The sequence below is a fragment of the Sphingobium sp. TKS genome, assembly GCF_001563265.1.
GTDB lineage: Bacteria > Pseudomonadota > Alphaproteobacteria > Sphingomonadales > Sphingomonadaceae > Sphingobium.
Genome location: NZ_CP005084.1, coordinates 64,349 through 83,549, shown reverse-complemented (window position 1 = coordinate 83,549; position 19,201 = coordinate 64,349). Strand labels below are relative to the sequence as shown.

General features: G+C 60.1%; 12 protein-coding genes. 7 read left to right on the top strand and 5 right to left on the bottom strand.

Translation table 11 applies throughout. From position 1 onward, the window contains the following. Positions 1-5: 5 nt before the first annotated feature. Together K426_RS21340 and K426_RS21335 are read right to left on the bottom strand one after the other, a co-directional pair. The gene (locus K426_RS21340) at positions 6-2,258 is read right to left on the bottom strand and encodes a GumC family protein (protein WP_066562225.1); all 2,253 of its coding nucleotides are present in this window, start codon (positions 2,256-2,258) and stop codon (positions 6-8) included. A gap of 15 nt (positions 2,259-2,273) precedes the next feature. Further along, a complete protein-coding gene (locus K426_RS21335; RefSeq protein WP_066562223.1) occupies positions 2,274-2,972 on the bottom strand; it encodes a polysaccharide biosynthesis/export family protein in 699 nt (232 codons plus the stop codon). Positions 2,973-3,367: 395 nt separating this feature from the next. Between K426_RS21335 and K426_RS21325 the strand changes: the two genes are divergently transcribed. The 5 genes from K426_RS21325 (at position 3,368) to K426_RS21305 (ending at position 11,015) form a co-directional block, all read left to right on the top strand. Further along, entirely contained in the window at positions 3,368-4,135 is a 768-nt protein-coding gene (locus K426_RS21325; protein ID WP_158511758.1) for a sugar transferase, read from the top strand. A gap of 41 nt (positions 4,136-4,176) precedes the next feature. Further along, complete coding sequence (locus K426_RS21320) at positions 4,177-5,589, top strand: lipopolysaccharide biosynthesis protein (RefSeq protein WP_066562218.1); 1,413 nt, start codon at positions 4,177-4,179, stop codon at positions 5,587-5,589. Positions 5,590-6,234: 645 nt separating this feature from the next. Next, positions 6,235-7,728, top strand: coding sequence for a calcium-binding protein (locus K426_RS21315; RefSeq protein ID WP_145907563.1), 1,494 nt, complete (start codon positions 6,235-6,237; stop codon positions 7,726-7,728). 166 nt (positions 7,729-7,894) lie between these two features. Next, complete coding sequence (locus K426_RS21310; protein ID WP_237230132.1) at positions 7,895-9,625, top strand: type I secretion system permease/ATPase; 1,731 nt, start codon at positions 7,895-7,897, stop codon at positions 9,623-9,625. Positions 9,626-9,746: 121 nt separating this feature from the next. Further along, positions 9,747-11,015, top strand: coding sequence for an HlyD family type I secretion periplasmic adaptor subunit (locus tag K426_RS21305; protein ID WP_237230131.1), 1,269 nt, complete (start codon positions 9,747-9,749; stop codon positions 11,013-11,015). A gap of 50 nt (positions 11,016-11,065) precedes the next feature. On the opposite strand, the gene K426_RS21300 is transcribed toward K426_RS21305, so the two are convergent. Next, a complete protein-coding gene (locus tag K426_RS21300; protein WP_082748971.1) occupies positions 11,066-12,214 on the bottom strand; it encodes an IS630 family transposase in 1,149 nt (382 codons plus the stop codon). Between the two features lie 63 nt (positions 12,215-12,277). Then, a complete protein-coding gene (locus tag K426_RS21295) occupies positions 12,278-13,336 on the bottom strand; it encodes a hypothetical protein (protein WP_145907560.1) in 1,059 nt (352 codons plus the stop codon). Positions 13,337-13,507: 171 nt separating this feature from the next. Here K426_RS21295 and K426_RS31460 point away from each other — a divergent pair, with 171 nt between their 5' ends. Together K426_RS31460 and K426_RS21290 are read left to right on the top strand one after the other, a co-directional pair. After that, entirely contained in the window at positions 13,508-13,711 is a 204-nt protein-coding gene (locus tag K426_RS31460; RefSeq protein ID WP_145907556.1) for a hypothetical protein, read from the top strand. A gap of 370 nt (positions 13,712-14,081) precedes the next feature. Continuing rightward, the gene (locus K426_RS21290) at positions 14,082-17,150 is read left to right on the top strand and encodes an Ig-like domain-containing protein (protein ID WP_066562209.1); all 3,069 of its coding nucleotides are present in this window, start codon (positions 14,082-14,084) and stop codon (positions 17,148-17,150) included. A 32-nt stretch (positions 17,151-17,182) separates the two neighbouring features. On the opposite strand, the gene K426_RS21285 is transcribed toward K426_RS21290, so the two are convergent. Beyond that, entirely contained in the window at positions 17,183-18,205 is a 1,023-nt protein-coding gene (locus tag K426_RS21285; protein WP_145907553.1) for a hypothetical protein, read from the bottom strand. Between the last annotated feature and the right edge of the window lie 996 nt (positions 18,206-19,201).

Genomic DNA, 19,201 nt, shown 5'->3' with positions numbered 1-19,201 from the left:
TGCCGTCACACCTCCTTCAGCAGCTGGCGAGGCGAATTTTCGCCGGCGATTTGATCTTCATCCAAGGGATAATCGTAACGATATGCATAGCCATAGGCGCCGGTATCCTTGGCCGGGTCATATTTGCTGATGACCAGTCCGATCTGGTCGGCGCCGGCATCGCCAAGCCGCTTCAGCGCGATCCTCACATCCGCCTTGGACGTCCGGTTGGCCTCGACGACGAATACCGTCGCATCCGCCATCCCGCCAATGCGCGGGGCATCGGCAAGCCCCAGGACCGGCGGGCCATCGAGGACTATCGCGTCATACAGACCGGCCGCTTCATCCAGCAGCGCCGCAAAACGGCTGCTCGCCAGAAGCTCGGCCGGATTGACCGACGACCGGCCGCCGCGCGACAGCACCGAAAACCCGTGATGCTCGCAATATTGCACCGCGTCCATGAGACCTTCACCGCTCCCTTTCGCCAGCAGGTCGGTAAGGCCGAATTGGTTCGCAAGGCCAAGGAGCTTGTGAAGCGACCCGCGACGCATGTCGCCGTCGATGACCAGCACTTTCTTGCCGGTGGCGGCAAGACTCGAAGCAATCTTGACGGCAATGGTCGATTTGCCCTCGTTCGAGCTGCTGCTGGTCAACAACAACACGCTATGCTCGGGAGTTTGGACGATAGGATTGAGCGCGAGGCAGATGGCATGGTGCGCCTCCGTCACGGCGGATAGCGGATCGTCCATCGCTTCAGCGATGCTCTCGTCACCCTTGAGCAACGGTACGACGCCCAGCAGAGGGGTACGGAAGTCGCTCTCCACGTCCGTCGGTCCGTGCACCTTGTCGTCCATCCGGGTACGGACGAAGCCTGCCACGAGCGCCAGCGCGACGCCCGCCAGGCTCGCAAGCGCCATGTTCAGCGCAGGCCGCGGATAGGATGGCGACGAGGGCATCTGCGCCCGGTCGATGATCGAGATGGGATTGGTCGTGTTCGCCACCTGCGTACTCACTTCGCTATAACGCTGTAGCAGGGTGTTGTAGAGGTTGCGGTTGGTATCCACCTCGCGCTTCAGGATGTTGTAGCGCACGTCCTTGCCCTGCTCGGCGAAGGTCGCGGCCTTGAGCGCACCGACGCTGCCCCTGAGCGCCGCCTCTTGTCCGGCCGCCACGCGAAATTGATTGCCGATGGACGCGCGAACGCCCCCGGCGATGGCCCCGATCTGGCGGTCCATCTCGGCAATCTGGGCCTTGGCCTGCATGATCGCCGGATGATCGTCCTGGCGACGTTGCCGTTCCTGCTGCAACGTCGCTTCCAGCTCGGCCCGTTGACGGGTAAGGTTCTGGATCGCGGGGTTGCTGAGCACTTCTGGAAGGCTCATGGCTGGCGTAGCCATTGCCTGCTCCCAACGCTCCTGCGCCTGCATCCGGTTCGTCTGCGCCTGTGAATAAGCGCTATTGAGGTCCACCAGACTCGCGGTGGTGATGGACCGCCGTTCGCCATCGCTCCCGGCTATTCCCGCGGCATTGCCGGCGTCCACGAGACCCGCGGAGAGGGCGTAACGGACCAGACTGCTCTCCGACTTCTCGAGCCGTCCCTTGGTCTCGCCCAACTGCCGGTGAAGGAAGTTGCGCGAATAGGTGAAGGTGTCGAGCCGCCGTTGCAGGCTGTCATTGATGAACGTCTCGGCGAAGCTGTTGGCGATCCGTGCGGCACGCGCCGGATCGTGACTGTCATATTGAACGGCGATCAGCCGGGTGTCCCGCGGTGAGGAAAGGTTCAGCTTTTCCTGCAGCGCGCTCGTCACCATTGCGGCGCGGAAATCGCCGGCCGGTTCATTCTCCAGTCCCGCCTCCCGAAGAAATTGGGGGTCGTTGACCAGATTGAGTTGACGCGCGACGTGCTGCGCGGTGGAGCGGCTTCCCAACAGGTCGACCTGGGTCTGGAGCATCCTGTTGTTCTCCGAGCTCCCAGGGTCGGGCGTGATATTCTCGGTGCCGAGAATGCGCGCGGTCTGCGGTTCGATCTGAATGGTTGCCTGCGCGGTATAGACCGGCTTGGGCAACCAGATGCTTGCCAGGCCAATGACAAAAGCAACCAGCACGATGGCGAGCATCATCACGCGATTGCGGACAAGCATCCACCAAAGGGCCAGAAGGTCGATCCCCCGGGTGGGAACACCGGGATCATATTCGGCATAGGACTGGATAAGCCGGTCATCGTCGACCCTGACCAACTGGTCGTTCTGGGGCGTCAGCGCAAGAGTCTTGCCGTGCATGGTTATCCCCTGTCGCTAGAAAGGCCGGAACCGGAAGATGTTCAGGATCGGAAATCCGGTCGTGATGTCACGCCACGTTCTGCGGCCTTCCGAATAGCCGACGACGATCACGTCATCGGACCTGATTTGGGGATCGGGCGCCTTGCCGCTGCGGATCTGGCGGATGTCGAAAACCGCTCCCTCCCGCTGTCCGTTGACCAGTCGGAACACGACCACGTCGTTGAGCGCCGCATACTCCGTTTCGCCCTTCGCCAGCGAAAGTGCGCCGAGCAAAGTCGTCGGACCTTCGATCGGATAGACGCCGGGCTGGGTGACCTCGCCCTGCACGGCGACCTTCTGCGCCACCGGCTTGGCGACGACGACGGAAACCTGAGGATTTTTGAGGTATTTCTGGCCATAGCGGCCGGCGACTTCCTTCGCCAGTTCGCTGGCGGTCTTGCCGCTCGCCCGAACGTCACCGATCAGCGTCAGGTTGACATTGCCGAACGCGTCGACTGGCGCCGCCTTGGTCGAAAGATCCGGCTCCTGAAGCACGGTGATGTCAAGGGCGTCCAGCGGACCGATTCGGTATTCTGCGGGCGCGACATTGCTGATCGCCGCAGGAACGAGGTTATATGCCGTTCCGCCGCTGGGCAGGCCGGCGCCGACATTATTGCTCGCGCAAGCAGCGACGCCGCTCAACGCCGAAAGGATCAGCAAGAAACGATGGTTCATGCCGCCACACCTCACAACTTGGACTACGCGCAGCCGCCGCTTGGGCGCACGAACACGCAGGCGATCGGGCTTGAACCGCCCGCCGCAACCAAAGTTGTGCTCGCGCGAGCATATTTAAACAATCTTCGCGAAGGTCTAGACCCCAAGGGCTAGCCCGAAATCAGAATTCAAAAGTCCAGACCAGACGTCCATCCTCATGTTCCGCTGAGCCATTCGGGATTCCTTCATTCCGTTTGATTTCTGCCGTTCTCGTGCGGCTGATCAAATGTGTCGGATGGCGCCAGACGGTTGTTGGCAGATTTCGACGCCGCGTCAGATCGTGACCGGCGATCGACGTTGCGCGGCCTATCGTCGGTCCGAAACCGACGATGCGCCTTTCTGTCGGAGAGTTAAGCATGGCTACTCGCATCGATGAAATGACGACGAGACCGCTGCAACGGACTCCGGCCAACGCAAATCTCGCTGGCGCATCTGCGCCCCGGCTCACTGGTCTTGTTAGCGATGAGCCGCCTGTCGCGGCTACGCGCATAATCGAGTCCACGCCGCGACACGCCTCCGGGTTGGTGCTACAACGCTGTATGGACCTCACGCTTGCGATCTTGTGTCTGCTGGTTCTGTGGCCGGTGATGCTCGCCGCCGCCATCCTGGTGCTGCTCAGCGGTCCCGGCCCTGTCCTCTACAGTCAGCGCCGTTTCGGCCGCAACGGCGAGATTTTCCGCTGTTTCAAGTTCCGGACGATGCAGACCGATGCTGATCGGCGGCTTCGTGAACTGCTGGAGTCGTCGCCCGCCATCAGCGCGATCTGGAAGAGAGATCGAAAGCTTCGCGATGATCCTCGCATCACTTATTTCGGTCACTTTCTTCGGCGCTATAGTATCGACGAGTTACCACAACTTTTCAACGTGGTAAGGGGCGAGATGAGCATTGTCGGCCCGCGGCCACTCGCCACGGATGAAGCCCATTTCTACGCAGACGCGTTTAGCACTTATTGCTCTTTGAAGCCCGGCATCACCGGCCCATGGCAGGTCAGTGGCCGCAACCAGATTTCCTTCGAAGGCCGGGCGCAACTCGATTGCGAATATGCGCGCACCAAATCCGTTGGCCAGGATTTTCGGATTATCCTGCGGACCATTCCGGTCGTTCTTCACGGCACCGGGTACTGAACGCCTTGGCCCTCGCTCACGCACCTGCTCCGGAACGGCGATTGCAGTCGGAGAAGCGGCAGATCCGCAAAGGCGTTGCCTGGAACGCGGTCGGGATGATGGTAGGCAAGGGCTCAAGCATTCTTGCCAAGGTGGGTCTCGCCCGGCTCCTGCTGCCGGAACATTTCGGCTTCTTCAACATGGTGCTGGTGTTCTCGGCTATCATTGCGATCATTGCCGATCTTGGCTTTCGCCTCGGCCTGATCCAGCGTCAGCGAGATCACCGCACCAAATTGCTGTACGACAGCGCCTTCTGGCTGCTGTTCCTGTCGTCGTTCGTGATGATCGCGGTCATGTGGCTGATCGGCGTGCCATTTTTGGTCTGGTTCTATGGTGAGCCGCGCCTGGCCCCCATCGCGCTGGCGATGAGCACCGCGATCGTGTTCCAAAACCTGCAGGTGGTGCCAGAAGCGCGGCTGGCGCGCAGCATGCGATTCAAGCAAATCGCCCTGGCCGATATCGCCGGCACGCTGGCCGGATGCGTCGCCGCCGTCGCGCTTGCGCTTGCCGGCGCGAATGTGTGGAGTCTGGTGGCGCAGACGCTGGTTGCCGCCGCCTGCACATGCGCCGTCACCTTCGCGCTTTCTGGTTGGTTTCCGCGCATCAGGATGAACCTGGCCATTCTTCGCGACCTCAGTTCCTATAGCAGATTTATCGTCGGTTCCCGCGTGCTGATCTCCTTTCAGCAGAACCTCGATTATCTGCTTATCGGCAAGCTTGTCGGCGCTCATGCGCTCGGCATCTATTCGATCGCATTTCTGCTGACGGAAACCCTCCGGGGCAAGGCCTACTGGCTCGTGAGCAAAGCTGTTTTCCCGTTCTACAGCAGGGCGATCGGACGGGACGCGGATATCCGCGCGGTCTATCTGGGAACGGTTCGCTATATGTCCGTAACGATATTTCCGGCGGCCACGGTGCTGATCCTGTTCGCGAACTACATCGTCCCGACCTTGTTCACCCCCAAATGGAACGCCGCCATCGTCCCCATCCAGATCCTTGCAGCGGCGAGCATGGTCGTCGCCTCCGCAGGCACTCCGGGGGAGGTGTTAAGGGGGATCGGCCGGCCCGACCTCGATTTCCGCATCAACCTTGCCGTTTCCACTCTGGTCGCCTTGCCGGCGCTCTGGATCGGGATCAGTTGGCTGGGTCTGCCCGGTGCGGCGCTGGCTGTCCTCGGCCATTATTGCGTGTCACGCATTGCCTATGGCGTAGCCCTTTGGCGGTTGATCCGCCTTCCCATGCTTGATCTGTTCCGCGCCCTGCAGCGCCCCCTGTTGGGCAGCGGCTTGATGGCCGCCATCGCGTTGCTGGTCGGTTCCTGGCACTCGCTCCTCGTCCTCGTCCTGGCTCTCGCAGCCTATGCAACCGTGGTGTGTCCGTTGGTTCTTCCCCGGCTTAGACCGCATTATTCATAGCGAGGGGCTGTGCGGCAATCGCTTGTGTCACTGCCATATCCTGAAAACCGGCAAGGACAGATTTCTGTCCAAAAACAGCGTGGCCGAGCAGGCCAGAATTCTCGGCGAATGCCCGGACCGCTCTCAGCGGCAAGCGCGCAGCCTCGATTCGTCCAAGAATCCCTTTATCTTTCAAAGAATAAGCTGGATTCAGGTAAAGACTAATATTGTTACAATCCAAGTACGGTGGGATGAATCCCTCTTAAAGAAGGGTAATTTTCAGACGAACTGTTCCGTACGAGCGCTCGATTACCTTGTCACGCTACCCCGTAACAAATAGTAACAGCCCGTCTTCCACAATGCTCCGGCGGCTCCGTACCGGCGGTGATCCTAGTGCGAACGACACGCGGACGGCGGCTCGGGGACCGCTTGTTTCGCCTCGGGCAGCTTCCCCATATGATGTCGGTCCACATGCGCTTAAGTCGATGTTTCGCACATCAACTTGAGAGCAAGTCACTGATATTACATAGATTGTTATATATTATTTGAAATATTTACGATTAATTCAGGTTAAATAGATAAAATAAACACTCCTAAAGATATCTATAAGAAACATAACGAATAAATCGCAGGAAGTGTTTTGGTCGCACAAAGGAAATATAATATATGACGTACATCACTCTTTCACAGGATTACGGCTATACTCCTTATAGTGTGTCGAATCTTGCCGCAGGTTCGGTAATCGATGCAACCAACGCTTCCTGGATCGTTGACAATAGTCGCAATGATAATCCCGACGCCACCCACCTCTCGACATCGGGTACGGGCGCGCTGAATACCTACCCGTTCAAGGTCACGAATGCTGGCACAGGCTTGGTGATCAAGGGCGGCGAAATATGGGGTCAGGTGCCGCAGCAGTCCGACTGGGAATATACCTATACCAATTCGGCCGCGATCCGCGTCGAGAACGCGCCGAACGTCGTCATCGATGACTGGCGCCTCGACAAGACATGGGACGCGATCCGGATTGCCAACGGTTCCAGCAACTTCCTGATCGATGATACCCACGTCAGCAACGCGCGGGACGATGCCGTCGAGAATGATTATGTGATGGGCGGAACCATTCGCGACACTCTGTTCGACGGCGTCTTTTCGGGCATCAGCCTTGGCGACAGCGACCATTATGATGGTTCGATGAACACGCTTAAGCTCGATGGCGTGTTCATGCGCATGGAGTCCTACCTTTTCCATGGCGAAATGACGCATGTTTCCCCGTTCAAGACGGATACGGGCGCGCCGCAGACGACACCCGACATCCGGATCGTCAATACCGTGATCGCGATCGAGGATCCCAACCACGCGAGTCAGGGCCGGCTCAAGATTGCCTGGGACCATGTCGTCGAATCGCACGGCAATGTCTTCCTGAACCTGTCGGACACGCCATTGCCGTCCACCTATCCCAAGCCGCCGGCCGGCTTCACCATATTGCAGGGTCAGGAGGCTCGTGATTATTGGGCGGCGAGCAAGGCGGCATGGCTCGATAATCATGACGGCACGCCCTATGCTGAAGTGACGCCGCTTCCGCCGCTTCCGGGGGGTGGCACGACCTCATCGGTGCCGGCCCCAACCCCTTCGAGCCCGGCACCGACGACGCCGACCACAACGCCCCCGACCACAACTACCAGTTCGGGCTCCATCCACACGATCACCGGCACCAGCAGCGGCGAAAAGCTGATCGGCACCGCGGGCGTCGACCACATTGACGGGCTTGCCGGAACCGACACGATCTTCGGAAAGGGTGGCGCCGACATGCTAACCGGCGGTCGCGGGCATGACAAGTTCGTCTTCGACACGCACCTCGGCGGCGACGTCGCCACGATAACCGACTTCAATACATCCGAGGACTCCGTCTATCTCGACAATGCCGTCTTCACGAAGCTCGGCTCCGGAACGATGGGCAACCCGGTGCGTCTGGCCGACACCTATTTCGAGCATGGTGACGGCGTGGTGGCCAATGACTCGAACGATTACGTCCTGTACGACAGCCACACCGGCATTCTGTCTTATGATGCCGACGGCAATGGTTCGGGCGCTCCCATTCCAGTCGCGCATCTGTCGGCTCATCTGGACCTCACCAAATACGACATTTTCGTTGTCTGACATTGCGACGGCTTGTCTCCGCTGGACTTAGTCCAGCGGTGGCGGTTGACTTCAATTAGGCGTAAGGTGCAGGGCGCTCCCAGTTTCCGGTGCGCCCTGCTTTCCAAGGCGTGTGAGCCTGCGAACTGCTGTGCTCCAGAGTCCTCCCTATAGGAGGGAAACTACTGTGCTGATCCTGCCCCCGGCCCTTCGAAACAGCCTGACCGTCAAGGCGGCCCTGTCCTCCTGCCGCCGTCATTTCACCTATGCGGCCTTGTTCAGCGCTGGAACCAACCTGCTGTTCATCGCACCCATGCTGTACATGCTGCAGGTCTACGACCGGGTCGTGCCCACGAAGGGACGGGTCACCCTACTGTTCCTGACCGTGGTTCTGATTTTTGCTTTGGTGACCCTCTCGGCCCTCGATGCCCTCCGGTCACGGCTGCTGGTCCGGGCCGGTGCATGCCTCAATGAGCATATGGCCAGCCGGATCATGCGGGCCACTTTCCTGCAGGGGGAAACTCGCCCGCGGCTTGCCCGCCAGGCACTGCGCGAGTTCGATCAGTTGCGTAACCTGCTTACCGGTCCAGCCATGCTTGGTGCGCTCGATGCGCCCTGGATTCCGATCTACGTTCTGCTCGCTTTCCTGATCCACTTCTGGATCGGAGTGCTGACCGTCGTTGGCGCGGCGCTGATCACCTTTCTTGCCTGGCGCAACGAAAATGCCACGCGGGAACCCCTGCAACAGGCGAACATTGCCTCTGCCCGGGCATATGCCAATTATGATACGGCCGTGTCCTCATCCGACATTGTCCGCGCGCTCGGATTGCGTGAAGCCCTGATTCATGGCCAGAGCACCGACCGGGAACGTGCGCTGTCGCTGCAGACCGAGGCGGGCATCGCTTCAGCGCGGCTTGGCGCGGAATCCAAGTTCGTCCGCCTGCTGTTACAGTCGCTGGCTCTGGGCGTGGCCGCGCTGCTGGCGATCACCGCCTCTATCAGCCCCGGCTCGATCTTCGCGTCCATGTTCATCGTCGGCCGCGCCCTTTCGCCGATCGACCAATTGGTCAACGGTTGGCGTTCAATCATCCAGGCGCGGGGTGCGATCACCCTGCTCGACGAACTCCTCGCCGGCACTCCGCCAGAGATGGTCCGCACCCAGCTGCCCGAACCGCAGGGCCGCCTTGAGGCTCACAATCTGGGCGTCGCTGCTCCCGACAAAAAAATAATCCTCGCCAACATCAATTTCCGTATCGACCCCGGTGAAGTGATCGCCATTGTCGGTCCCAGTGGCGCGGGCAAGTCGACCCTCGTCCGCGCGCTTGCCGGAGCGGTACGCCCGACGGTCGGCGAGGTCCGGTTCGACGGCGCCGAGCAATGGAGCTGGGACCCGGAGCAGCTGGCGGCGCATATCGGCTTCATGCCCCAGGAAACCGTGCTCCTGGCCGGAACGATCAAGGACAACATCTCCCGCTTCCGGGCCTGGAATGGAGAGAGTGCCGATCGCATCGACAAAGACGCGATCGCCGCGGCCAAACTGGCCGGTGCGCACGAGATGATCCTGTCGCTGGCCGACGGATACGACCACCCGCTCCAGCTTGGCGGCCGTGGCCTGTCGGCCGGCCAGGCGCAGCGCATCGCCCTCGCCCGAGCCCTGTTCCGTTCACCGCGCTACATCATTCTGGACGAGCCGAACGCCAGCCTGGATGCGGAAGGCGACACGCAGCTCATACGCACGCTGGAGCAGCTCAAGGCTGCGGGAAAGACGATCCTGGTGGCCGCGCATCGCCTGAGCGTGCTGCCTGTGGTCGACCGGATCATGGTGATCCGCGAGGGCCAGCTTGCCTGGTTCGGTCCGCGCGACCAGGTACTGCACAAGGTCGCACCGCAAGCGGCGCGGGCCGCATCTAATGGGTGATTCCATGACTATATTGCAGCGAATCACGCCCTCATGGCTGCCTGCCGGAAGGGCGGCCTTGGCACTGCCTGGATCGGAACCGAGACGTGCCGCGGACCCGGACTTTGACATCCGGATGGGGATGGGCCTCCTTATCCTGTTCTTCGTGCTGTTTCTGGGCTGGACGGCTGTCGCGCCGCTCGACGCCGCAGCCATAGCGACAGGTCGGCTGGTCGTCTCCGGAGAGCGTCAGTCGGTGCAACACCCGACGGGCGGGGTCGTCGCCAGCATCCATGTCCGAGAAGGCGCCAAGGTGCGCCGTGGCGATATTTTGATCCGCCTTTCCGCGGCAGAAGCGCGCGGTCAGGAGCGCGCGCTCGCCGGCCAGGCCATCTCCCTGCTCGCGCAACGGGCGAGGCTCCAGGCCGAAGAGGCGGGCTCTCCGACCATCATTCCGCCGCCCGAGTTCGCCCGACTTAAGGGTCAGGACCGGATCGACGCGGATCGCGCCCTGAGCATCCAGGAGACGCAGATCCGTACCCGCTCGGCGGTGCTTTCCACCCAGCAGCGCGTGCTTGGCGAACAGGCAAGCCAGGCGACCAGCCAGGGCCGCGGCTACAGCCAGCGCGCCGGGACTATCCAGGAACAGATCAGCCTCCTGAGCGAAGAGCTTGCGGGCCTTCGCGGACTTGCGGAAAAGGGCTTCGTGCCGAAGACCCGGATTCGGGCTCTCGAACGGGCCAGGGCCGACCTCCAGGGGCAGCTTGCCCAGGATCGGGCGACGGCGGACGCAAGCCGTAGCCAGGTCGGGCAGAGCAAGCTCGAGATCCTGCAAGCGAAGATTTCCTATCAGGAACGGGTCGCCTCGGAAATTCGCGACGTCAATAACTCCCTGGCTGACGTTCTGCCGAAATGGGAGGCAGCACGAGACCAGCTCAACCGCGCCGACATCCGAGCGCCAGCGACAGGAACGGTGGTGGGATTGACCGTGTTCACCCCCGGCGGCGTGATTGGGGCCGGCGAGAAGCTCATGGACATCATTCCCGATCGCATGCCACTGACCATCGAAGCGCGGGTGTCACCCAACGACGCCGACGACCTGGAGGCCGGACAACGAGCCTTCGTTCGCTTCTACACGCTTCATGAGCGGTCGCTTCCAGCGCTGGAGGGCAGCGTCACACGCGTGTCCGCGGATGCGTTCACGGAGCAGCGGACAGGCGAATCCTACTACACCGCTTCGGTGCAGGTACCCCTCTCCGAACTCCATAAGATCGAGGAACTTCGCGGACCCGGCGCTCTCAAGGCCGGAATACCGGTCAGCATCGAGATCCCGCTGCGCAAGCGCACCGCGCTGCAATATGCATTCGAACCTCTCATGGGTGCGATCGAACGCTCGTTCAAGGAGCATTGATGGGAAGACAGCTTGGGTGGATGCGCCTGCTGTGCCGGTTCGGAAATTGCCTAACCAGCTTTTGGCCGAGCATCGAGAGTCCGGCGATAGCGGCGTCCGGTGGATGCGAGGATGTTATTGGCGGATTTGGTCCAACGCAACGGCTTGGGATTGGCGTTATGATTATCGATGAAGATTTCGATGACCTCGATCAAGGCTTTCACCGAGCCATCGGCGCCGCGTTTGATCCGCTTTTCCGACAATAAGGTGAAGAAGCGCTCGACTTGGTCGAGCCATGACGATGATGTCGGCGTGAAGTGCATATGCCAATGCGGCCGTTTGACAAACCAGTCTCCAAACATCTTGGTCTTGTGACTTTCGGCAATATTCATAACGACATGGACGTCGAGCTCGGCGGGAACATTATGTTCTAGCTCTTCGAGGAAGGCCCGAAATTCGCTCGATCGGTGGCAAGGGTCGCAGCGCTCGATCGCTTCGCCGGGACGGACCATTGCCTGGGCGCTTACCGATGCTTGGAAGCCGGCGAACAGCGTCGTCATACCATGACGTTCATAGTCATGGGCGCGCCGTTCGATTTGTCCCGGTCGCATCGGCACCAGCGCTTGGGTACGGCCGAGGGCTTGGTGTTGGCTCCTTTCATCGACACAGATCGCCAACGCCTTGTCAGGCGGGTCGAGAAAGAGGCCAACGATGTCGCGCACCTTCTCGATGAATTGGGGGTCGCTGGACAATCTGGACGTTTCGGCGCAATTTTGCTGCAGCGAAAAGGCCCGCCCAATGCGATATACAGAGGAAGTGGAAACGCCCGCGGCCTTGGCTATGTCGCGAATGTTCCAGTGCGTGGCGTTGACCGGCTTTTCTTCGAGCGTCTTCGCGATGATGGCCTTGATCCGATCATCGTCAATGCGGCGCGGCGCGCCACAACGCGGCTCGTCCGAAAGGCCATCCATGCGTTGTTCGGCAAAGCGCGCGCGCCATGCCCGAACCGTCTTGCGCGTGACGCCAACGGCGGCGGCAATCTTGCAATTGTTCGCGCCATCGGCAGCCCTCAACACGATCTCCGCGCGTTGCGCATCGCGGCGAGACGTGCTTCGACGCCGCACTCGCTGTTCGAGCGCTTTTCTTTCGTCGATCGATAATTCGATCAAGACCAGTTTCGTCGTCGACATCACCAAACTCCCAATAGCCTCCCAGCCCATAGGAATCGCATATGGCGACAGGTGAATAGAAATTTATGAGACAGGAACTAGCTCGGCATTCTCTCAAACCGATTGCCACACGCATGTAACTGCTTTCCGCATGGTTTCTTCGAGGTCACCGTCGGTGTCGATCGAGCAAAGGATAGACTTTGCAAACTCGGCTTCGCTTTCGAGTGTCCACCGGCGAAGGACGGCGTTCGGATCTGGTCCTCCGGGCTTGCGTCGCGCCAGATCGCGCTTGAGCGCCGTCGCGATCGGCGCACTCAGCTTAAGAACGAGTCTGGGTTTCGGGAGGCGTCGATAGATTGAGCGTTCCCGCTCCATCAGCCAGCGCTGAAACGGAGAACCCGCCTGTGTGATGGCAAGATCGTCGAAGGCGCTGCCATCGAGGCCCGTCGCATTGGTTGCCGGGCACCGATCCGAGATCACGATCGTTCCCGATGACATCGCCCGCATGCTGCGGGTCAGAAGTCGGCGGCGATCATAGGCGACAAGCAACTTGCCGACGACGAAGAAGGTGGAATATCGTCGTTCAGCACGTCGCTCCGGCTTTTCATACTCGCTGAGGCGTTCATTCGGCAGCGCCTTGCGAACAGCCGGCACAAACAGTCTGGGCAGGAATGACAGCCAGGTCGCCGGTGGCTTGCCGAGGTGAATCGTCTTCACGTCGAGATTCTTTCCCAGCGTCTCAGCCACGAGTTTGGCTAGCGTGGATTTCCCGGTTCCTTTTGGCCCGACCAGCGCGATCCACGCACCTCCCGTCAGCAACGACAGATTGCGTCTGGAACGAAAGCGCATGGCGAAATGCTTGCCGACCCGCATGATCCGCGAAAATCCGGCAGCGGCATGGCCGAGCCGTCTGTGATATCTCAGCGCCCAGGCCACCCGCATTCCCATTGCCACCCGCAAGAGGATCGACCCCTTCGCGATGCAATCGATCATTTGCCGAATGGGAATCTGGACCGATGGGAACCAATCCTCGCAAAGAGCCGCCGCCTCGTTGATGTCGCTCCTTTGCAGGAGCCATGACAACTCGTCCCTGCATTCGTCATAATGGGCATTCACCTTGACGATCTCGACGATGCTGTTGTGCTTGAGCAGCATCCTGAGCAGGAACAGCACCAGTTCCGACGCGGGGTCGGGGATATGTACCCCCATCAACGGGGCGGTCCGTGCCAGGAGATCCTCCTCGACGGGAAATCTGAATGACTTCACGAAGCTGTCGCCGCTCACCAACTGATGATAGGCATGCAGATCCAGCAGTCGGCCGACGTCCGGATCCCAGGCTAAGGCATGAAAAACGCCGGCATGGCCAGCGCCCATGCGGGAAACGGCAAGCTTGAATCCGCACTCATTGATGATGCGCTGAAAGGCGTCCGCATCGGAAGGATGGACCAGAAGGTCGATATCCTCACGCCCGCACAGTGTCTTATCCAGTCGTATATTGCTCTTCCAATGGCAGTAACGGATGCCCTGGCGCTCCAATTCAGCGAATAGCATCAGCTCGATCGAACTGGGTCGCAGGTCGCTTTGGTCCTTGCTGGTTATCGGCGCCAATGGAACGGTTGTGCCAGGAGCGACCAGACTTTCGGCTGGCATAGGATCGCTGGAGGAATAACCGTCATGCCCCACCGCATAAACCTCCCATGCCGCTCCGCGCGAAGACCCCGCGCTGATCGACCTGCATCTTACTCCATGAACGACACTACGCCAGTCCTCATCAAGCGGCTTGGTGGTCTAAAACGGTCTACACCCATGGGCTATTTGACTTGACTGGCCGCAGATTGGATTCTGACCTTTACAGCGGTTCGAAAACCCCAGGATTGCCCACGCCAGGCCGAATACCGGAAAGGGACGGAGCGACACCATGGCGACTTTCAAATTACACAGCGACACCGCTACCGTCCTTGAGAATGGCAGCAAGACCGGCAATGTTCTTCTGAACGATAGCCTTGCCAATCAGGTCACGCAGATCAAGGCTGGCAGCGGCAGCTTCATGCCAGTTCCTATCGAAGGCGTGACGATTCAGGGAATCTACGGGTTCCTCACCATCATGTCTGACGGCAGCTATTCCTATACCGCATCGACCGACGCGGCAGAACGACTCAAAGCGGGCTCGACCGCCAGCGATACCTTCACCTACGCTGCCGTGGGCGGCGGTTCCGGCACCTCCACTCTGAAATTCACCGTGACGGGCGTCAACGATGCGCCTGTATTGACTTCGACTTCCGCGTCCCTGAACACGATCACGGAGGATCAGACCACCAATAGCGGTCATTCGGTATCGTCTTTTCTGAGTTCGACCGATATCGACTCCAGCGCTCTGCGCGGGATTGCGATCACGGACCTCGCATCCGGCAATGGCCAGTGGCAGTACTCGACCGATAGCCGCGCGACCTGGTCCAACATAGGCGCGGTCAACGATGGCTCCGCACTGCTGCTGCGGTCATCGGACTATATCCGCTTTGTCCCGAATGGCGCCAACGGCACGACGGCGAACTTCACCTATCATGCCTGGGACCAGACGAGCGGATCGGCGGGCGCCAAGGTCGACGCGTCAACCACTGGCGGCCAAGCCGCCTTCTCCACCGGCTCCGCAATAGCCTCCATTACCGTCACCAACGTCAACGACGCGCCGGTCGCCCAACCCTCCAGCGCGTCGGGCATAGAAGATGGCCCGCCGATCACCGGCCAGGTGAAGGCCACCGATGTCGACAGCACCACGCTGACTTACGCGCTTGTCGCGAATTCCGCGGTCGGCGGATCGGTGACGGTCGATGCGGCGACCGGCGACTACAGCTTCACCCCCGCCGCCAACTTCAACGGCGCGGCTTCCTTCAAATTCACCGCCAGCGATGGGAGCCTGACCTCCACCGCGGCCACGGTCACAATCGCCATCGCTTCGGTCAATGACGGACCGCCCGTCGCCAACACCGACAATGCGGGCACTTATGCAGACACGCCGGTCCTGATCGACGTCCTTGCGAACGATACGGACATCGATGGCGATGCCCTGTCCATTTCGGCCCTGGGCACCGCCGGTCACGGAAGCGTTCAGATCCAGAACGGGAAGGTTCTTTACACACCCGCAGCGGGCTATACCGGCGACGACGCGTTCACCTACACCGTTTCGGATGGTGCCGGCGGCACTGATCAGGGGAATGTGAACGTTACCGTTGCTCCAATTCAGTCGGATGCTCCCATCGCCGTCAGCGTCACCTTCAGCCAGGGCGCCAACGGATACAGTGATGCCATCGATACGATGCTGAGACAGAACAGGGCATCGATCCCCTTCGCCGACGCGTCTTTTTTCCGATCGATCCTGGAATCGGGAAAGGAATCGCAGCCGCTGCTGAAGTTCGGCAATGTGTTCGGCTCCGGGTCGGGTCAGATTCCGATTGGGGCGACGATCCTGTCTGCGTCTCTCACCCTGGAGGTCACTGACGGGTCCGCCTCCGGCGGTTCGATCAATCGCATGCTGGTCGGATGGAGTTCCACATCGACCTGGAACAGCCTGGGCAGCGGCGTGCAGATCAATGGAATCGAGGCGACGTCCACCGGTATCAACGTCGGGTCGATTTCGAAGGGCAGCCACGCGTTCGACGTAACGGAAAGCCTCGCCGCCTGGAATGCCGCGGCTTCGACTTCCGCCGGGCAAAATGCGGCGAACTTCGGCTGGGTATTCAAACCAACGAACATCGACAGTTGGGACTTCAATTCGGCGCAAGGCGCCGTGAAGCCGGTGCTGTCCGTCACCTACACGCAGGCCGGGGTTTCCCTCGCCTCCCTGCCGAACGTTTCGATCGGGGCAGTCGCTACCGCGCATGAGAATGACGGCAAAATCACCTTCAGCCTGTCCCTCAGCCAGGCCTCGACACATGATGTCACGGTCAACCTCGGCACCAGCGATTTCACGGCGAAATCGGGGGCCGACTATGGTGCCACGTCCAGTTCCATAACCTTCAGCCCGGGGGAGCTGACAAAGACGTTCGATGTCAATCTCCTGAACGATGGCAGCGCCGAAAGGCTGGAATTCTTCAACGTCCAGATCAACTCGGCGACCAACGCCCAGATCGACAAGGCCATCGCCGTTGGCAAGATCACCGATGACGATGTCATTGTTCCGCCCATGCCGGCCATCAATGCCAGCGTAGTCGCCGTGCACAATATTTCAGATGCCACCAAATATGATGGCGGTCCCGGTTACGGGATCAGCGATCCATCGGGCATTGCCTATATTCCAAGCATGGGCAAGCTCCTGATCGCGGACTCAGAGCATGACGAGAGCCCCTTTTACAGCAACATCAACCTGTTCTCCCTACAACTCGACGGGTCCTATGCAGGCAACTACAGCCTCACTTCCTTCTCGAGCGAGCCTACCGGCCTCGCTTACAACCCGAACAACGGCTATCTGTATATCCCGGACGACGACCAACAGGAGGTGTTCTGGGTCTCGCCTTCAAATCCGTCGGTCAAGCTCGGCTCCTTCGATACAGGCTATCTCGGCCTTCTCGACACGGAAGACATTAAGGTCGATCCGGTGACCGGGCATATCCACATGCTCGACGGCGTATTGAAGCAGATGATCGAACTTACCGACAGGGGGGTGTTCGTGAATTCGGTTTCGCTCCCATCAGTGATGAAGGATGCGGAGGCGCTCGCCTATGATCCCACGCATGATGTATATTTCGTCGCATCGGGAGCCTCATCCAAGATCTGGGCCATCGATCCGCAGGCCAACATACTGGGGACCATAGACGTGCTGTCTTCCTATAGCCCCACCACCAAGATCAAGGGCATGGAACTGGCGCCCAGCAGCGACCCGAACGATGGCAACGCCTTGAGCCTGTATGTGGCCGACTATGGTGCCGACCAGCAGAATGACGGCCGATTGTTCGAGATCCACCTGGGCAATGACTGGTTGTTCAATTGGTAAATCAGGCGAGGATCAGCCAGTATCGGCAGCGATCAGTTTGTAAAGCCTCCCCAACTGCTCGGAACGCATGCATCGGGGTTCGAGCGCGGATCGGTTGGCAGCCGGGTGAGCTTCGGGTGGCAATTGATCCAGTTGCTCTTCGCGCGGGTCCAGGCGTCTCTCGCGGCCTGTCCTCTGAGCAGGCGGAAGCTGGACGGCGGGAGTGGGACGAAATCGGGGATCGGCGCATCCGACAGCCACAGAAACAGGTTGTTGGATGAGCCGCTCAGCTTCGACCAACTGGTCGCCCAGAATTGCGGGTAGGAACTGCCGCCGGCATAATCCACCGCGACAACGGAATTTGTCACCCAAAAGCGCGGCGCGCGCTGATCGCTCTTGGCCAACGCGCCGAACCGCCGCCCTTCCTTGTAGGAATATTCCTGCAGGCGAAGCAGAACTCCCGACAGCGTCACCATCTGGTTGCTCGCATCGCCCATGTCGCTGTCTTTTCGCGGCTTGACGCTGATGCCCTGGAACGCGCCGTCGATCAGGGTGTCGCGGATGGTCATGGTCTGTAGAAAGTCGTTCTCGACCGCATCGTCGCGTGCATTGCTGATCCAGCTGTTTTCGATCAGCAGCCCAGGGGAGCCACGGCTGGCGCGGACCGCATCCCACGCGCCGGTGATCCGTACTCCGTCGACGACGCCGTTGGGGGCTCCCTCAAACGTGATCACCGAGCTGTTGCAGTAGGTGACCCGCCATTCCGACGATTGCGGCACACGACTGAGAAACAGACCCCCGACGATAGCGGTCCGATCTTGCTGCTCTATCAGCAGGGGATAGCGGTTGACCGGCAAAATCCCCTGGTCGCAATCCTGATCGGCGGTCGGCTTCGGGTTGCGGCTATTGGCGACCGTGAAGGTGGCTCGCCGGGCATCGAGAGCGCTGCCGCTCACCCCAGCCGGTGGCGTGAATTTCAACCGCTCAAGTGGTTGCTGGCCACGGAGATTGACGATCCGCCTTGCCGTCTGGAGAGCCCCGTATGTGTCGTCGCGGTAGCCGGGCATCTTGCTCATCGAGGCAGGAACCAGCGCGGCCATTCCCCCCGCAACCGTCAACGTTGCCACAGCGCAAAAGAGGCGACCTTTTCCGAGCCGAAAAATGGGCTTTGACCGCACAAGCGCCCCTTTCCCCAAAGTGGTCGATCAAGGCGCATCATGCGCCCGCTGAAACTCTTTGACCAGCAGCAATCTGGAACAGGGCGCGCGCAAAAATCGCATGTCGGGCAACCGTTAATAGACGCTGTGAGACCTGATGCACCGCGCGTTACGGAAAGGCAGCGAGTTGGGGTAACGATGGACGTCGGTTGCACGGCCCTCGTGCGGGGTTATGACCTCCCGGTAGATGGTTGAACGGCATCACCGGCTTGGTTCAACTTAGTCTCATGGCCCGTTTCTTTCTTTTATCTGATCAAGGGTAAATTCATTCCGCGCTGAACATTTGCAACTTGCATCAGGAAGTTTGCGCTACGCGCGACCCTGCTTCCTTTCACCCACGCGGCTTCTAATTGTTTGAAATGCCGGCGGGGGAAGACCTCGGTCCGCGCAGGCCAGCTTTATTCGGCGTGTGAGCTGGGAAAATTTCGGCTTTGGACGTGTTGAAAAGAACCGCTCAATTTCTGACGTGACTACGGCTTCCACATCGGGGTTTAGCCGATGGCGGCCTTTAGGAAATCCGGTGGGTCTGCCCAGCAGCGAACTGGTGATTGGATTTGCCCGATAGCGGGTTACCAGCTTGAACACCCAAGCCCGGCTAATGCCTAATCGATTGGAGGCCTCCGTGACTGCTGCTCGATTGAGCTTCGGCAGCTCGGAAAGTGCGCGGATCACCGGCTCGCGCTCGCAAGCAATCCGCCAGGACTGGTCATCTGCTCGTAGACAAGGCGTATCCGCACTTACCATTTTTCCATCCCCGCATTGGCAGAGACTCGTGTCGCCGGGTCCACTTATATTCTACCAGATTGGGTCGTCAGAGGCTACGATCCAGTGATATTCAGATCATCCAAAGTCAGG

Excerpts from the sequence above, each read along its gene's own strand:
- K426_RS21340 (WP_066562225.1), bottom strand. The coding sequence starts at position 2,258 with ATGCACGGCAAGACTCTTGCGCTGACGCCCCAGAACGACCAGTTGGTC.
- K426_RS21335 (WP_066562223.1), bottom strand. The coding sequence starts at position 2,972 with ATGAACCATCGTTTCTTGCTGATCCTTTCGGCGTTGAGCGGCGTCGCT.
- K426_RS21325 (WP_158511758.1), top strand. The coding sequence starts at position 3,368 with ATGGCTACTCGCATCGATGAAATGACGACGAGACCGCTGCAACGGACT.
- K426_RS21315 (WP_145907563.1), top strand. The coding sequence starts at position 6,235 with ATGACGTACATCACTCTTTCACAGGATTACGGCTATACTCCTTATAGT.
- K426_RS21305 (WP_237230131.1), top strand. The coding sequence starts at position 9,747 with ATGGGCCTCCTTATCCTGTTCTTCGTGCTGTTTCTGGGCTGGACGGCT.
- K426_RS21300 (WP_082748971.1), bottom strand. The coding sequence starts at position 12,214 with ATGGGCTGGGAGGCTATTGGGAGTTTGGTGATGTCGACGACGAAACTG.
- K426_RS31460 (WP_145907556.1), top strand. The coding sequence starts at position 13,508 with ATGAAAAACGCCGGCATGGCCAGCGCCCATGCGGGAAACGGCAAGCTT.
- K426_RS21290 (WP_066562209.1), top strand. The coding sequence starts at position 14,082 with ATGGCGACTTTCAAATTACACAGCGACACCGCTACCGTCCTTGAGAAT.
- K426_RS21285 (WP_145907553.1), bottom strand. The coding sequence starts at position 18,205 with ATGAGCAAGATGCCCGGCTACCGCGACGACACATACGGGGCTCTCCAG.